The following is a 16,567-nucleotide window of genomic DNA, read 5'->3' as shown; positions in this document are numbered from 1 at the left end:
AGCGATAAAATAAGTCATGAATACTATAACCGAGGCTATTTTACATACGCCTTGGTGGGCTTTTGCGATATTTATCGCTTTGATTTTTCTAGGCTACAAGCAAAGCTTTGATCGCAAACTAAGCTTAAAAAGAGCGGTTATTCTGCCTATTGTTATGCTCATATTCTCGATTTTTAGCCTTGTGTCATCTTTTGGATTATCTTTTTACTCCTTTATATTTTGGCTACTCGGTATTACACTTAGCGTCTTTATAGGTTTTAACAAATTTAGCAGTCAAATTACACAAATTAATCCAAATTTATTTCTTATAAAGGGAAGCTTTCTCTATATGGCATTAATGATTGGGATATTTTTTACCAAATACACAGCCACTTATGTCGAGACTAGAGGGCTTGAAATTTTTAACTCAAATATTTTTATAAGCGCATTAAGCTTTATGCTTGGGGGATTTAGCGGAGTATTTTTGGCAAGAATCTTGGCTATTTGGAATTTAAGGAATAAAAATTAGCGAATATAGCCTAGCGCGGCAATTTAGCGTTTTAGCAAAGCCTTACCGATCAAGCCAATCCTACTGCGATATTTTCAAAAGCTTACCACGCATATCGCGTTTTTACAAATTCATTTATGCGACTGATGAGAATTTCGATCTTTAATCTGTTATAATTATGCGTAAATTTAGTTAATTTACAAGATCAAATACACCAAAAAGGATAATTTATGATATTAAAAAATATTTTAAAAGTAAATTTTGTAGTATCTTTACTACTTTTAACAGGCTGCACGCAGTCTAGTTCATACACCGTTAAGCTACCTGCAAGCGAACTTGAAGCAATAAATTTACCTAATGATATTGAGCTAGACGGGTTAAATTTCACCCTTAAAGGGCAAAATTTAAAAACGGCGGAATTTTATCTTGAAAACGAAAAAAACTTCGGCTGGAGTAAGCTAATTAGCGTAAGCTTAGATAGCAAAGCTGAAATCAAAACATATAAAAAGATTTTTGAAAACACCCTAAAAAGCGGGCAGTTTGGCAAGACAAAATTTGAGTTTAAAGATATATCTGATAAAGAATATCAAGGATATACGATCTACTATCCCGTAAAAGGAGATAAGAATTTTGATAACTATGAGATAAATTTAATCCAAACCAAAAAGCTTGATTGCGGACTTGCAGCTACGCACTATGCGGTTAAATTTAGTAGCGATACGGACGAAAAAGTTATTACAAATTTTATAGATCAAAAACTAAGCGCGATTAAAACTGATTTTCCAAATATAACTTGCAAATAATCCAAATCAAACCCGTCATTTATATGTTTTGACGGATTTGAGTTTTAGCCCAATCTTAAAAAGGAATTCAATGAGTGATTATAGTTTAGCGCAACATTTTGGCGTGAATTTAGCAGAGCTTTTATCAGGCAAGATCAAAGCCGTTTATCCAAAATTTGACGAGCAAAAATATATAAAAAATATAGCAAGCAAGGTTCATGACCTAGCATATTCAGGCAGGATAGAGCTTCACGCAAGAGAACTTAACTCTACGCTAAATTTGGACTACAAAAACCAAATAGAAATTTTAACAAGCGTTTTAGGCGAAGAAAATCCAAACGAAACAGGCATGTTTAAGCAGTATTACTGGGTGCTGCCTATGGGCAAATTCGTTGAAATTTATGGCATTAACGACTTTAAAACCTCCATAGAGGCGATTTCTGAGATAACCAAGCGAAATACGGGCGAATACGCAATAAGAGCTTTTATAAGAAAATATCCTAAGGATACTCTAGAAGTTATGAAAGGCTGGGCTAAATCAGAAAATTTTCACCTTCGCAGACTTGCATCTGAGGGCTTGCGTCCAAAGCTTCCTTGGGCGAGTAAGCTTGAAAATTTCATAGACGATCCTTCGTCGGTATTTGAAATTTTAGAAATTCTAAAAGAAGACGAGATAAAATTTGTGAAAAGATCGGTGGCGAATAATATCGCTGACTACCTAAAGGTAAATTTCAATGCCGCCAAAGAGCTACTGCTTGATTGGAGCAAGTCGCCAAATCAAAACACGCAGTGGATAGTAAAACACGCCACAAGAAAAATTAGTATTTAGTTTTTATGACCATTATTTTACATGAATTAAGGTTATTTTAAAATAATGGACTCAACAAACCGCAAATGAGTGTTTGCAAACCATAAATAGATTGGATAGTCGGAAAGATATTACAATGTCTAATATAACTTGTCCGCCTATCAGCAATACTCTTAGGCGCGCAAGATGTTAATTGTTCGCGATCTTAATTATCACAACCCTTCTTTGCAACTGCATGTATTGAGAGTTGTTATAAATTTTACGCAAAAGATTGCTTTCGTATTTAAAAAAAGATATGTAGATTTAGTATATCGATAATCTAAATTTTATTTAATTACTAAGCTCTTTTAAGATATCTAAAAAACAAATTTCAATTTTATCTCCATCAAAATACTCAAAAAGCTTATTGCAATTTTTTCCATCTAACTTCGGATAATAAAGCCAAGTTTTTGGACTTTTAAAAAGCTTGTGATATGCAAAAAGTTGGTAAAAATCATTTTGACTAAAATCATTATTTTCACTGATTATTTTCCACTTTGCATCAGCGATAAACTCTATATCTTCGGAATTTTTCGCAATAAAATCAGGTCTAACACCAAACAGTCCTTTAACAAAATCGCGGCTGTTAAACTGCTCTAAAATAGCTAAATTTGGTTCATTCTTTCTTAAATACCAGCCCACAAAACTCTCAAAAAGAGTCTGCATAGGAAATAAAATCGCAAAAGCCACACTATCGCCATTAAAAGCATCAAAGCTTGAGCGGCTTAGAAATATTTTAGACCATATCAGTGCTTTCTCATAATGCTTTAGTCCTCGCTCTTTTTTAATACTGCGAAAATCAGCCATAAAATTTGACGAGTACTCCACCTGCCCCATATGCTCCAAATATTGTAAAATAAGGCGTTTATTGTTTCTGTCGCTTGATAGTAGATAAAGAAATTCTAATGTGCTTTTTAAAAGGCGGTTTTCAGGGCGATTTTGATTGTAATCTGAAAACTCGACGAAAAATCTCTCCTTGTGAGCCAAATTTAAGCGCAAATTCTCATTAAACAGCAGCTTGCCCTTTAGAAAATGCTGATTTTCTTGCAAAAGGATATAGTCAGACTTAATCCCCTGCTTGATAATTCGCCCCATCTCATCTAAAAACATATTAATAAAAATCTCAAAAACTCGCATATGTTTTAGATAATTAAAATTTGCTTTATCTATGTGTTTATAGTTTGGCAATTTATAGAGTATGTGCAAAAGCTTAGTTAATACTACTTTTGCATCATCCTGACTTGCCTGCTTATTTTCGCCTGTTTGAATTTTTGCTATTTTTGGGAGGATTTCTATCGTAAGACCATTTTTTAACTGTAAAGTTCCAACATAATTTTTAGCACGCAAGCACTTACCGTTTTTAGCAAACTCAAAAACCTGTTGCCCCGCATCGCTTTTAGCGAACTCTTCCAACTCTTGATATTGCTTACTGCATTTTATGGAGTCACAAAGATACTTGCTGTTGTATTCATCACTACTCTTTTCGCTATTAAAAATAAGCCCAAATTCACTTATCTGTATTATCTTCTGCTTCATTTACATACTGCTCTTGGCTAGAAATGTCAGATTTTTCGTAAATTGCTTTAAAATTCCACTTGTCAGCGTTGGATATTTTATAAATTATCTTATTATTGCCACCCTGTATATCTTTTAAATATTTCGATCCCTCTCTTTCTTCTTCAAAAAAGCTATCATTTAGAATCTTCTTAATACTTTCCCAATCCTCATAAAAATACTCGGCTAAAAGAGGGATTATCTTATTTTTAAATACATTTTTAAGATCATCCAAGTCTTTAATTCCCGTTAAATAAGCGTGTCCAATTTGATGATCTCTATTGTAAAGAAACTCGATTCTTTCATTAATAGCTTTTAGCATTTCTTGTAAATTTATACCCTCTAAATTATCTGACAAGACATCATAATCAGGCATCATCTCTACAAATTCAAACCTTCTGCGAAGTGCTGTGTCGATAGGAGTTATACTTCTATCTGCTGTATTCATAGTACCTATTATATAGAGATTTTTTGGCACTCCAAATTTTCTCTTTGAATATGGCAAAGTAAGAATGAGCTCATTGTTTCCTCCTAGACGTTTATTGTCTTCAAGTAAAGTTATAAGTTCGCCAAATATTTTAGAGATATTGCCTCGGTTAATTTCATCTATAATTAGAGTAAATTTTGGTGTTTCGTATTTAAAAATTTTACATCTTTCTTCTTTGCTTAAATTGCAAAATTCTTCAAAACTCCCTTTAAAATCTGTTAGAGAAATAGCCTTTTTGCAACATTCATAAAAAATTCCATCTTCTATTTTATAGCTAATCTCTTTACCTTGTTCGTCAAAATTAGGTCTAATGCCTTCAATAAATTCTTCGTATCCGTAACTTTGGTGAAATGTTATAAAACTATAATTGCTACTATCGTTTAGTTCTTGCATTGCTACATAAGTCTTTCCTGTTCCTGGAGGTCCGTATAAAATTTGGTTTAAAGGTAATTTTATTTCTTCTGCTTTGTTTTCCAATTCATCTTTATTCTTAAATTTTTCAATGCGATTGAGATTGCTTTGCTGGTTTTTACTATCATAGTCTGACCACAACTTCCATAAATCAGAAGAATACTCGTAAAAATCTTTATCTTCTGGTTTTTTAGCAATAAGTTCTTTTTGGATTTGAGAGATATTATTTGAATCTATATGGTGTATTTTTGCCAAATAATAAAATGCTTCTTTTTTTACAATATGCAATAATGTTTTCTCCGGTGCGTATAAAAAAGCTATTTTCCACTTTACTGCTGAACCAAAGTCTATATCATCAATATTGCCGAAATCTTCATTTTTAGCATAAGTTATAATTTGAATGATTAGATTTTTAACGTTTTCAAATGCTTCATCTCTATCTTTGCCGTATTTTTCATACCACCCATACTCGCCATCACTAGCTTGACCAGATTTTAATTCATTAACACTATCTTTTTGATTTCGTTTAAAAATACCAAATTTATAAGCAGATCCTCCCCAGATACTTATTAAGTCTTGAGTTTTACTTTCAAGCCAATATGTAAAAGTATCCTTTGAGCCAACATCTGTGTAATCGCTTAATTTCATATTTTTTACAGTTTCAAAATGCCATCTTTGTAAAAATTCACGCTTCAGTTTTAGTTTTTCAACCATGCTCAGCTCCTTTTTGATATGCGATTGAAATTTCATGTATTTTCGCACCGCTACATTGTAGTCGTTAAATGTTGTTTGGCTTTTGTTTGTTAATGATAAGAATTCTGCTGTTAAATAATTTTTATCCTCTTTTCTTTTTGACCAATAATCAAATATTGAATCATTAGAATATTTCTCTAAAAAATCAACAAAATTTTTAAAGTCTGACTGGTATGTTAATACTGTAGATTCGGCTAATGATTGATTTTGACAATATTTTTTAAAGCCTTCATAATCTATATCTTGTTTCATATTCATTCCTTGTTATTTTTTACAATATAATTATTAAAATTCTATCTCAAACTTTAATAGTATGTCAAGCTGATTTATTAAAGTGGTTATCAAAAAATTAAATAATTAAGCTTCTTGCAATCACGTTTTATATGGTCATAAAAATTTCTTACTATTTTTGGATATTTCATCTTTTTATAAATGCTCTCTATTTGATGTACGAGCTCACTACTTACTTTGTCAAGAGCAAGACTTAGCTCTTCAAGTGTGTATCAGTTAAAGACTACGCTTTTGATATTAAAACACTTAAAAATCCTTGATATATCTTTACTTAATATTATATAGTCATCAATTAAAGCTATGAAATTATTATTTTACAAGCATTATGTTGTGTCGGTTTTTTGGTCTTTTAAAATTTTTGAAGCTAGATTCTTGCTTTTTATTATCGGCAATAAGCCTACCAGCAGGAGCGTCTTGAGTCTTTCAAAGTATTACATAAATATCACTATAAGACATTTTAGCATTATAAATATCCTGTCCAAAATCGAGATTAAAAGCAAAATATAAAGTCAATAAAAAGCCAAAATTTCATGCAGTCTCTATGTTTTTAGCTAAACAAAATTTAAAAATCAAAGCCTAAAACACAAAAGTAGCTATCTTAAAAAGCACAGCACCTACAACAACTCCGACAGCAAAGGCGCAGGCAAGATTTATCTTGTGCTTTTTATTGATGCCTTCTGATTGTTTTTCATAGTGTTTTTTAACCCCTTCAAAGGTTAGGCTAAGTATCTTTTCGTTCATTTGATTTAGCCCCTGCGCAAACTCCCTAACCTGCTCTTCGTTTACGTATCGCATAGTTTTTACGGTAGTGCTTGCAAGTCGCTCGAAATCCTGCGAATTCTCCCAAATTTCAACAACGGTGTTGTTTTCTATATGCTCTTTAAGCTCAAGCGTCTCTTTGAGTTCCGAATTTTCCACAAGTTGCGTTCCCATCGCGATCTCCTTATTTGATTAACCCTATAGATTCGCCGAATTTCAGTGTCTTGCCTTCAAAAAGATTATGCTCTAACGCACCGTCTTCAGCTATCATCACAATAGTTGATCCAAGCTCGAAGTAGCCGAGCAAGTCGCCCTTATTAACCCGTAAATTTTCATATTCGTAGCTTTGTATGAAAGAAGCCGTAGCGTTTGTCTGGATTCGCTCGTCAAAAATAAATTTCATCTTGCCAACATTTAAAGCGCCCACAAATACCAGCCAGAGTATCTTACCCTCGCCTATTTTGCACTTTAGAACCACACGCTCGTTTTTGGCATACAAATTTTCAACCTCTTTAAGAGCCTTTATGCTTACGCTATAAAGATCTCCCGGGATATAAAGAGCGCTTAAAATTTGCATATCGCTTGGCGAGTGATATCGATGGTAATCGCGCGGAGATAGGTAGATATTGATATAATCAAATTCGCTTGATCTAAATTTATCTTCAAGAGCCGAGCCTAAAAGTTCGGCGATATCATACTCGCGTCCTTTTATGCTTAAAGCCTTTTGCGCGTTGCTTTTTCCACACTCAAGGCAAAGTCCGTCGCTTGGACTGATAAGAACCTCTTTGGCTTCATCAAATTTTCTCATTATCACAAGCTCTCTTGTAAAAAGCGCGGTTAAACTCTTATAATCTTGAGGTCTTTTAAACTCGCTCATATCGATTTTAAAATATTTGACGTAGTTTGAATTTATAAAATCTTGCATAAATTTAGGAAATGCGGTTCCTGCAATTTTGCCGAAAATTTGAGAAATCCTCTTTCTCATCTACTCTCCTTTAAGCTCCAACAAAGAAATTTCACTAGGCGCAAGCACTCTTACGGGAGGTCCCCAAAATCCCGCACCCCTGCTTACATACACCTGCATTTTATCATTTACTTGATAAAGCCCCGCTAAATACTTCTGATCAATCTTTACAAGAAGCGAAAATGGGAAAATTTGTCCTCCGTGAGTGTGTCCGCACAAAACCAAATCCACATCTTTATGCATGTATTTGATAAATTTAGGCTGATGCGCAAGCAAAACGGTCGGCAAATTCTTATCGGTATTTTTAAGAGCGGCTTCTAAATCAGGCTCGTAGAATTTATATCTATAGCCGATGAGATCATAAACTCCGGCTAAATTTATACCGCCTATACTCACGCTTTCATTGCCTAAAATTTGAATACCGATCTTTGATATCTCTTTTAGCGTTCCTTCAATACCGTTATAATACTCATGATTTCCCGGTGCATAAAATGTCCCGTAGCGAGATTTAAACTCGGCAAAAGGAGCTATATACTCGCCAAGTTTGCTTGGAGGAAGATCGGCTATATCTCCTACTATAACGACCGCATCGGCATTTAGTAAATTTATACGCTCAACCAAAGCCTTGGCAAAAGGGACTCCTAAGAAATCTCCCAAATGAATATCGGTTATCATTGCTATCCTAAGAGGGCTTTTAAGCCCCTTAAGCACGATACTTTGGCGCTTTACTTCAGGGACGTGCGAAGCGTTATACATACCTTTAAAAAAGTAACTAAATGCAAGAATTAATATCGTAACATCAAGATAAAATCTTAAAAATTTACGCCTACTTTCGCTAAAAACACGCTTCGTAACCGGTCTAAAGGCGACTATAATCAAATTTGAAAAGAGAACAAATGAAAATAGTATAAAGCTAAGTGCAAGCATAAGCGAAAAAGCGAGTCTAAATTCTGCATTTAAAAAGTTAAACCTAAGCGAAAAAGCAAGCAACACACCGCCCATAGCAAGAGTCGTAAAAAACACGCCAAGCAGGAATTTGTGCAGACCTCGGCCCTCAGTTTTAGCAAACAGCCCTCTATAGGCAACAAAATTCATAAAAATTATAATAAGTGAAGAAATTACATAAAACATCGCATAAATTTATCCAAAATTATTAAATATCTATCACAAAACGGCGAAATACCAAATAAAACAATCAAATTTAGCAAAATCTAATTTATTAAGCATAATCAAATCAAGTGATATAATAAAAAACATAAATATATAAAGGACGCAAATTTTGAAAAAATTTTATTTTATAAATGTGGTTTTATTGTTTTTGGCATTAAATTTTATTCAGGCAAGCAACTTTGAGCAGATAAATACACAGACACAAATCGACTCAAAGCGAGATTTTAAAAACACTTTTTTATATGGAGTTACCATAGATGATAGCTGGTATGACGCAGTCAAGTTATCAGGTATCATAAATACTCTAAAAAGCATGCCGAGTAAGCCTGTGGTAAGGATAGTCATGTCAAAAGATACTCATCCTTCAGGCTATATCCAAATGTTTAAAAAGATAAATGAAGTCGCTTACATAATGGCAACGCCCGTTGATTCGTATGAAATGAAATTATATAAAGACATTAAAAGCTATAAAAAACGCTTTGAGGATTCTTATGACAACTTATTACCTTACGTTAAAATTTGGGAGGTTGCAAACGAAATAAACGGCGAAGGCTGGCTGGGAGATGATCTAAATTTGATAGTTAATAAAATGAAGGCGGCTTATGAATTTATACTGAGCAAAAACGCTTTAAGCGCATTAACGCTTTATTATACGCCGCCAAATTTTCAAAAAATCAAGATGCTAGATTGGGTAGAAAGATATATCAGCAACAATATAAAACAAAATATAGACTATGTTTTTGTAAGCTACTATGAAGATGATAATGGCGGTTTTTTGCCTGATTGGAAAAATATTTTTGATGAGCTGCAAGTAAAATTTCCAAACTCAAAATTAGGCATAGGAGAGTGCGGAAATGTAAGCAAAGATGCAAACAAAACAAGTAAGGTTAATATGGCCAAAAGATACTACAATATGCCGAAATTTAATGAAAATTTTATCGGCGGATATTTTTGGTGGTATTTTGTTCAAGATTGCGTGATGGATAAAAACGATGAGGTTTTGTTTGAAATTCATAAAGCCATGAGAGTTAAAAAATAGTAAATTTAAAAAGATTATTTGAAAAGTAAATTTTAAAACGGGCGAGAAAGCTCCCGCCCGTTTAATTTGAAACAATTACTCTATCGTTCCGCTTTTTAGTCTCTTGTCATAGATCTCTTGAAGTTTTCTGATATCGTCTTTCACCTCAAAAACTCCATGCCAGTGAGCATAATCAGGTCCGTTCATCAAAGCGCCCTGTCTCATACGGCGACCCTCGTGATGCCATAAGTGGTAGTAAATTCTTTGGAATTCATCCGCCCAAGGATCTTCTTTAAGAAGCTTTTTGGCTTTAAGATCATCAAGCATAGCTTTAGCATCTTTATGATAATCGTTATAAAGCATTACGTGCTTGTCCGCCATCTCAAAGAAATTATCGGTATGCAAGGATACGTGGCACTCTTTACAAACCATCTTCATCTCTTTTCTAGCGGCTTCCGGACCATCTACGTGACCTGCCAAAGGCGTGCCTATGTTTAGTTTGCCAGTTTTTTGATACTCGCTTACCGCCGTGTCGTTACCGCCTGTTCTTAGCTCGCTATGAGGCGCCCAAAGATTCCATTTAAGGCGTCTTGAAACGTTGTGAGTAGTTTGCAGCTCGCCAACTCCGCTCATATGGCAAGTCGCGCAAGTCGGCGCTCTATAATCAGGAACAGCCCAAGTATCAGGAGCGCTGTCGAAATTCCACGTATGACCCTCTGAGTTAAAGATATGTCCGTGCATTGAGTTGTTGTAAATTTCTATATCCGGATGATCAGGTCCAAGGTGGCAAGATGCACAGGCTGCAGGTTTTCTAGCCTCGCTTATAGCAAATTTATGCCCGCTGTGGCATGATTTACATCCGCCGATTCCACCGTCAGGATACAGGTTTCCTATACCGTAGTTTGGCCATGTCTCTTTAGTCGGGCGATTATCGCCGTCCATCTTAATGATAGAGCCGTGGCACTGCATACAGCCTGTTGAATCAGGAGAAATTTGCAAATCAGGATGACCTCTACCTTCAAAGTGATACATCAGATCAAGCATGCCCTTTTTAGCATAAACCTGAATACCACCTCTTGCGTGACCGCTCTCGTTAAATTCCTTAACTTCATTGGCGTGACACTTCTCACAGGTTTTTGGACTTACCAAAACCGACACGTGGTTATCGCTATCTTTTGGATGCACTTTTTTACCCACCATAGGACTATCGGCCGGATGCGAGTGACAATCCGTACAGCTTACTCCGACATGCGCGTGACGGCTATTTTTCCAATCAGCAACGATGCCGGGGGTCTCTTTTGCGTGGCACTCAACGCAGCTTTTAGCAAGCGGAGTTAAATTGCGATTAACTTTTAAGTTTTTCACAAGATTTGCATCCGAAATGCTTTCTGCAAATGCGAACGAAAAAAGACAGGTTAATAATACAACAACTTTTTTCAACATTGTTCCTCCTTTATAGGTTTTATTTATTGTTTGCATTTATATTGTCCCAGTATTTAGTAATCTCAATGCCCATATTTTTGTGTCCCACGTTGTTGTGGCACTGAACACAGGTTTTATTTATATGACCTGCGAAATAATCCCTATGAGCAAGCCAAGCTTTATCGACTTGATTATTAGCCTCTTTTAAATTCGAATGACAGGTCATGCACCCGCTGTCGTAAGTAAATTTATAAGCATGATCTCGCTTTTTATGCCAATCAATCTTACTTACATCGGTAAATACGGTTTTATATCCGTCATTTATAGAAACTTTTGCCTTTGTCCATAGATACATTAAGGTATTATCATGCGAAAGATGACAGGCTGAGCACTCGGCTTTGACACCAAGTTTGTTATTTCCTCCGTGAACGTCGTTTTTATATGCCGTTACCATAGGATTCATAGTATGACACATAGTGCAGAATTTATCGCTTCCGGTATAATGAAGCATATCGGCGATACCGATTGATGATATTAAACCTATAAATATGCCAAGTACAACCGACCAAACAAAAAACTTCTTTTTCATACGGATCCTTCTTGTAACATTTTATTTTCTTTAAATATTATAATAAAATATTTAAATTATTATACCTAAGCCGGAATTAAAAATTATTGACGAAAATCAATTAATCTTAATTTGATATTAAATATTAGTTATCAAAAAAATCTTTAAGTTTATCTTCGGAAATACTGATGATTTTGTTATTTGAGTCCAAATTTACAAGCTCTTGGGCTTTAAATTTAGCAAGTATTCTTGAGAAAGTTTCAGGAGTTATGTTTAAAATAGAAGCTATTTTGATGTGTTTTAAGGCATTAAAAAGATCAGAGTGATTTACTAAAAATTTAGCCACTTTTGCCTCCGAGCTTAAAACAAGCTCTTGATGGATAAGTTCGCTTGCGATTTTTAGTTTCTGAGATAGAGATTTTATGATGCCGACTGAAATTTTAGGATTGGATAAAAATTCTTTGTAAAATTTATCGTAATCTATCTTTAGCACTTCGCCGGAAGATACAAATATCGCCGTAGCTGGAAATTTGATATTTTCAAAATTCGCAAGCTCGGCGACGAAAGTCATGCCGTTTAGCTGATGAAGGAAAATTTCCTTTCCCTTAGGTCCGATTTTATAAAGTTTCAGCGAACCTTTTATCATGAGATGAAGCCACTTTGACTCCTCTCCCTCCATAAATAAAAACTCGCCTTTTTTATATTTTTTAACTATGCTTATATCTTCAAGTCTTTTAAGTTCGCCTTCATTTAGCTCGTTAAAAAATCCTATTTGCCTAAGCATTCCATTATCCGCTGTTGTTTTGATTATATTAAATTTTCATGAAGGAGAGCTCCTTCATGAAAATAATTTTATTTTCTAAGAAGATCTCTAATCTCAGTTAGCAATACTATATCTTCGCTTGGAGCGGCAGGTGCTGCAGGAGCAGGTTCTTCTTTTGGTTTTTTAAGTGAATTTATAGCCTTGATAACACAAAAAATACAAAATGCGATTATTAAAAAATCAACCGTAGTTTGAATAAACGAACCGTAATTAACCGTTACGGCAGGCGCTTCGCCGGCAGCTTCTTTAAGCACAAATTTAAGATCGCTGAAATTTACTCCTCCGGTTAAAACTCCAACGATAGGCATGATCACGTCGCCAACCAATGATGAAACAATCTTACCGAAAGCCCCGCCGATAACGACACCCACAGCCATATCAAGCACGTTACCGCGCATCGCAAATTCTTTGAATTCCTTAACGAAACTCATTTAGTACTCCTTGTGATTAAATTTTATTAGATATAAAATTCGATTTAGTTTTAAGACGCTAAATGAAAATCAAACTAAATATTGCGTTATTATAAACAATTTTGTTTAACACATTATTTACATACAAAATGCTATAATCAAGCCCAAATCAACTTAAGGAAATGCTCAATGTATCGTTTTGCACCCTCTCCTACAGGAGATATGCATCTTGGAAATTTGCGCGTAGCCATATTAAATTATCTTTGCTCTTTACAAGATAAAAGTGGCTTTATAGTGCGCATAGAAGATACCGATAAAGAAAGAAATATAGAAGGAAAAGACCAAGAAATTTTAGAAATTTTAACTAAATTCGGCATTAAATGGGATCAGCTCTACTATCAAAGCGAAAATTTAAAATTCCACCGTCAGCTTGCTTCAAAACTAATGATAGATAAGCGAGCGTTTGCCTGCTTTTGCACCGAAAGCGAACTGGAAGCTAAAAAAGAAAACGCTAAAGCCAAAGGCATAGCATATCGCTATGACGGCACTTGCGAAAGGATGAGCGATGAAGAGGTTTTAGCCTGCGAAAAGCCTTTTGTAATCCGTATGAAAAAGCCAAAAGAAACGATGAAATTTACAGACGCTATCAAAGGAGAAGTAAGCTTTGAGCCTGAAAATGTCGATAGCTTTGTCATCATGCGTGCCGATAAAACCCCCACTTACAACTTCGCCTGTGCAACCGACGATATGCTTGAGGGCGTTACTTTCGTCATACGCGGAGAGGATCACGTAAGCAACACACCTAAGCAAGAGCTTATCAGAGAGGGGCTTGATTACACGAGTAAAATTCGCTACGCACACTTGCCTATCATCTTAAATATAGATGGTAAAAAGATGAGCAAGCGCGAGAACGAAAGTAGCGTAAAGTGGCTGCTTTCTAAAGGATTTATGCCGGAAGCCATAGCAAATTACATCATATCGCTTGGCTATAAAGCTCCTGTGGAAATTTTTACTATAAAGGACGCTGCACAGTGGTTTGACATCTCTAAAGTCTCGCCAAGTCCTGCAAAATTTGATATAAAAATGCTTGAACATATAAACAGAGAACATATCAAACTAGCTAGCAACAAGCGACTTGCCGCACTTAGCGGATTAGATGAAAATTTAGCGGATCTAATCAAATTTTACACCCAAGAGGCAAGCTTGCTAAATGAGATCAAACAAAAGATAGAGGCGATATTTGCGCCAAAAAACATTCCTGATGAGTTTAAAAACGAGTGTGAAATCATAAAAAGCGCTGCAAATTCATTGAATTTAGATGAATTTCAAAGCTTTGACGAGTTTAAAAAGGCTTTAATGAGCGCTACAAATTTAAAAGGCAAAAGCTTTTTCATGCCGCTTAGAATTTTGCTTACAAACGAACAGCACGGACCTGAGCTTAGCGAGCTATTTCCGCTCATCAAAGGCAATTTAAAGGAAATTTTAAAATGATTTTATCAACTCTCATCTCGGCCATAGCAAGTATTTTACAGATGGTTGTGCAAATTTACGTTTGGGTCATCATCATCTCGGCTATCGTTAGCTGGGTAAGACCCGATCCTTACAATCCTATAGTCCAGCTTCTTTATCGCTTAACCGAGCCCGTATATGCGCTTATAAGGCGCTTTGTGCCGACCGTATTTGGGGGCATAGATCTAGCGCCCATCATCGTGCTTTTGGCTCTTAAATTTATAGAACTATTTTTCATAAGGCTACTCTTTGAATTTGCTGCTTCGCTTTAGCCTTACCTTGGCCGCATTGAGCGCATTTGCTTTTGGCGGAGTAAAAGATTTTGAAGAGATAAAGGATAAGCCAAAGGGTTTGGCAAAAGATTACTATATATACCGATTAATCAGCGAAGGCAATTACACTAAAAAGCAAGTTGAAATTTTAAATGAAGATATTTTTAGGCGCTCTCCTACGATGCTAAAAGTGCTTGATACTATCATAAAGCCTAAAAAAGTCGCTTCAAACTGCGATAGCGTAAATGCCACAAACATAATGGACGCAAATTTAACCTGCCAAAGAACTCTGCTTAGAGTGCCTTTTATGATGAAGATAAAACAGGCCCAGAGGACGCTTCTAGCCGATAAATTTGATGATATAGATAAAAACGTCGCAAGAAGGCTAAGAGCGCTTAACGCTAAAAATGCCGCTTTAAAATTTGCCGATCAAAACGACACGGACGCGTTTATAGCGCTATTTAACTCAAGCAGTCAAAAAGACAAAGAGAAATTTAACGTCAAATTTGAGCCTCATTTTATGAATTTACTTTCAAACCAAAAATCATTTCAAAAGATCGCAAGCAGTCTTGTGATAGATAAAAAAATGGCTAAATTTAGGGAAAATTTCTTAAATATCGATGCTAACACTTCAACCCAACAGCACTCTTATATGCTAGGGCTTAACGCTATCTTGCTTGATTCGCCACATATTGCGCTTAAATTTTTTAAACAAGCCGAAGAGAGCTTTCAAAACCAAGGCGCAAAGGATGCCGCAATTTTTTGGCAATACCTCATAACTAAAAATCAAATTTTGCTTGAAAAGCTAAACAAAAGTAGCGACATAAACATCTACACTTTATACGCAAACGAGCTAACGGGCAAAGAAATTCCAAAAGTTTTTTCGCCGACACCTACCAAGCAAAAGCTCGAAGACTACGATATCAAAGATCCGTTTTTATGGCAAAAAACCTTTGCTATCGTAAAAGAGGTAAATGCAACTAAAGCTCTTGAATTCGCAGAGCTTTTTAATACCAAAGAGACACTTGGGCAGCACGCTTACTTCATGGAAAAAGCAAGCGGATATAAAGATCACTACTTTGTCATGCCGTTTTTAGAAGAACTTGAGGATATAAACGCAACCAGAAAGGCTACGATTTATGCTATCGGAAGGCAAGAAAGCAGGTTTATCCCATCTGTCATATCTACATCTTACGCGCTTGGAATGATGCAGTTTATGCCGTTTCTTGCAAATCACATCGGAAAAAAAGAGCTTATGATAGAGGGCTTTGATCAAGACGATATGTTTGATCCAAGGGTTGCTTTAAAATTTGCAGATCACCACTTAAACTATCTTGAAAAATTCTTGCACCATCCGCTCTTTATAGCTTATGCATATAACGGCGGTATCGGCTTTACCAAGCGCATGCTTCAGCGCGGAGATCTATTTAACGAAGGAAAATTTGAGCCGTTTTTATCGCTTGAGCTTGTGCCCTATGCCGAAAGCAGGCACTATGGCAAAAAAGTGCTCGCAAACTACGTTATATACTCGCACCTGCTTAATTCCAGTACATCGATTTTGAAACTTTTTGAAACTCTAAGCTTACCTGATTTGACGGATAAATTTCGAAAGAGAGATTAAGTCTATCCAAACTCTTTTCAGGTGCGCTTACTTCGATATATTTTCCCCACGGCATTTGAAAGGTGATGAGCTTTAAAAGCTCGTCATTTTCGTCTAAAATTCTGGTTTTAATACCGCTTATGTCGTTATTTAGACTAAAACTTTTTAAATTTACGTCAGCATCTTTTGGGTGTATAGCGATTATAAATTTCTCATCTTTATTTTCTTTTATAAGCTCGCTATGAACGGGGTTTAGATAGGTTCCTAAGACTAAAATTTTAAGATTTTTTTGGATTATTTCACTCTTGCTCGTATAAGCCAAAAGCTCGTTTTTAAGAGGTTCGTGAATGACAATTTTATTAGAACACCCTAAAAAACCCGTCATAAGAGCTAAGCATATCAGTAAATTTTTCATAATAATACCTTGAAATTTTTTCTTA

General features: G+C 35.3%; 17 protein-coding genes. 7 read left to right on the top strand and 10 right to left on the bottom strand.

Going from position 1 to position 16,567, the window contains the following annotated elements; translation table 11 throughout:
• Positions 1-16 precede the first annotated feature (16 nt).
• The 3 genes from ACHJH3_RS05160 to ACHJH3_RS05150 all read left to right on the top strand — a co-directional run bounded on the left by ACHJH3_RS05160 (position 17) and on the right by ACHJH3_RS05150 (position 2,098).
• Complete coding sequence (locus tag ACHJH3_RS05160; RefSeq protein WP_407063870.1) at positions 17-508, top strand: DUF6622 family protein; 492 nt, start codon at positions 17-19, stop codon at positions 506-508.
• 209 nt (positions 509-717) lie between these two features.
• Positions 718-1,290 carry a hypothetical protein gene (locus ACHJH3_RS05155; protein WP_407063869.1) on the top strand — a complete coding sequence of 191 codons (573 nt, stop codon included), beginning with the start codon at positions 718-720 and terminating at the stop codon, positions 1,288-1,290.
• Positions 1,291-1,360: 70 nt separating this feature from the next.
• Positions 1,361-2,098: a DNA alkylation repair protein gene (locus tag ACHJH3_RS05150; RefSeq protein WP_407063868.1), complete on the top strand. Its 738-nt coding sequence runs from the start codon at positions 1,361-1,363 to the stop codon at positions 2,096-2,098.
• Positions 2,099-2,407: 309 nt separating this feature from the next.
• Here the strand turns inward: ACHJH3_RS05150 and ACHJH3_RS05145 are convergent, their stop codons facing one another.
• From ACHJH3_RS05145 to ACHJH3_RS05125, 5 genes are all read right to left on the bottom strand, one after another.
• Positions 2,408-3,652 (bottom strand): McrC family protein, encoded by a 1,245-nt coding sequence (locus ACHJH3_RS05145; RefSeq protein ID WP_407063867.1) that lies wholly within the window; start codon positions 3,650-3,652, stop codon positions 2,408-2,410.
• Positions 3,624-5,573 (bottom strand): McrB family protein, encoded by a 1,950-nt coding sequence (locus ACHJH3_RS05140; RefSeq protein WP_407063866.1) that lies wholly within the window; start codon positions 5,571-5,573, stop codon positions 3,624-3,626. The genes ACHJH3_RS05145 and ACHJH3_RS05140 overlap by 29 nt, the downstream gene beginning before the upstream one ends.
• Before the next feature lie 615 nt (positions 5,574-6,188).
• Positions 6,189-6,545: a hypothetical protein gene (locus tag ACHJH3_RS05135; RefSeq protein WP_407063865.1), complete on the bottom strand. Its 357-nt coding sequence runs from the start codon at positions 6,543-6,545 to the stop codon at positions 6,189-6,191.
• A 10-nt stretch (positions 6,546-6,555) separates the two neighbouring features.
• A complete protein-coding gene (locus ACHJH3_RS05130) occupies positions 6,556-7,356 on the bottom strand; it encodes a phosphatidylserine decarboxylase (protein WP_407063864.1) in 801 nt (266 codons plus the stop codon).
• On the bottom strand, positions 7,357-8,430 hold the full coding sequence (locus ACHJH3_RS05125) for a metallophosphoesterase (protein ID WP_407063863.1): 1,074 nt from the start codon (positions 8,428-8,430) through the stop codon (positions 7,357-7,359). It abuts the gene before it with no gap.
• A 184-nt stretch (positions 8,431-8,614) separates the two neighbouring features.
• On the opposite strand from ACHJH3_RS05125, the gene ACHJH3_RS05120 reads away from it, so the two are divergent.
• Complete coding sequence (locus ACHJH3_RS05120; protein WP_407063862.1) at positions 8,615-9,544, top strand: hypothetical protein; 930 nt, start codon at positions 8,615-8,617, stop codon at positions 9,542-9,544.
• A gap of 75 nt (positions 9,545-9,619) precedes the next feature.
• On the opposite strand, the gene ACHJH3_RS05115 is transcribed toward ACHJH3_RS05120, so the two are convergent.
• The 4 genes from ACHJH3_RS05115 to mscL all read right to left on the bottom strand — a co-directional run bounded on the left by ACHJH3_RS05115 (position 9,620) and on the right by mscL (position 12,767).
• On the bottom strand, positions 9,620-10,966 hold the full coding sequence (locus ACHJH3_RS05115) for a multiheme c-type cytochrome (RefSeq protein WP_169942508.1): 1,347 nt from the start codon (positions 10,964-10,966) through the stop codon (positions 9,620-9,622).
• A gap of 19 nt (positions 10,967-10,985) precedes the next feature.
• Complete coding sequence (locus tag ACHJH3_RS05110) at positions 10,986-11,534, bottom strand: cytochrome c3 family protein (protein ID WP_407063861.1); 549 nt, start codon at positions 11,532-11,534, stop codon at positions 10,986-10,988.
• A 124-nt stretch (positions 11,535-11,658) separates the two neighbouring features.
• Positions 11,659-12,297: a Crp/Fnr family transcriptional regulator gene (locus tag ACHJH3_RS05105; protein ID WP_407063860.1), complete on the bottom strand. Its 639-nt coding sequence runs from the start codon at positions 12,295-12,297 to the stop codon at positions 11,659-11,661.
• Between the two features lie 68 nt (positions 12,298-12,365).
• Positions 12,366-12,767, bottom strand: a complete 402-nt coding sequence (gene mscL / locus ACHJH3_RS05100; RefSeq protein WP_407063859.1) for a large-conductance mechanosensitive channel protein MscL — start codon at positions 12,765-12,767, stop codon at positions 12,366-12,368.
• Positions 12,768-12,935: 168 nt separating this feature from the next.
• Between mscL and gltX the strand changes: the two genes are divergently transcribed.
• The 3 genes from gltX to ACHJH3_RS05085 are packed head-to-tail and all read left to right on the top strand — an operon-like array spanning position 12,936 to position 16,148.
• A complete protein-coding gene (gene gltX / locus ACHJH3_RS05095; protein ID WP_407063858.1) occupies positions 12,936-14,237 on the top strand; it encodes a glutamate--tRNA ligase in 1,302 nt (433 codons plus the stop codon).
• On the top strand, positions 14,234-14,527 hold the full coding sequence (locus ACHJH3_RS05090; protein WP_169942518.1) for a YggT family protein: 294 nt from the start codon (positions 14,234-14,236) through the stop codon (positions 14,525-14,527). Before gltX ends, ACHJH3_RS05090 begins: the two co-directional genes overlap by 4 nt.
• On the top strand, positions 14,505-16,148 hold the full coding sequence (locus tag ACHJH3_RS05085; protein WP_407063857.1) for a lytic transglycosylase domain-containing protein: 1,644 nt from the start codon (positions 14,505-14,507) through the stop codon (positions 16,146-16,148). Before ACHJH3_RS05090 ends, ACHJH3_RS05085 begins: the two co-directional genes overlap by 23 nt.
• Here ACHJH3_RS05085 and ACHJH3_RS05080 read toward each other — a convergent pair.
• Positions 16,066-16,542 (bottom strand): beta/alpha barrel domain-containing protein, encoded by a 477-nt coding sequence (locus ACHJH3_RS05080; RefSeq protein ID WP_407063856.1) that lies wholly within the window; start codon positions 16,540-16,542, stop codon positions 16,066-16,068. The two genes, ACHJH3_RS05085 and ACHJH3_RS05080, sit on opposite strands and share 83 nt — an antisense overlap.
• Positions 16,543-16,567: the final 25 nt, after the last annotated feature.

Source organism: Campylobacter canis, from assembly GCF_045504005.1.
Lineage (GTDB): Bacteria > Campylobacterota > Campylobacteria > Campylobacterales > Campylobacteraceae > Campylobacter_A > Campylobacter_A canis.
The sequence above is the reverse complement of the archived record's forward strand: the minus strand, read 5'-3'. Positions and strand labels throughout refer to the sequence as shown.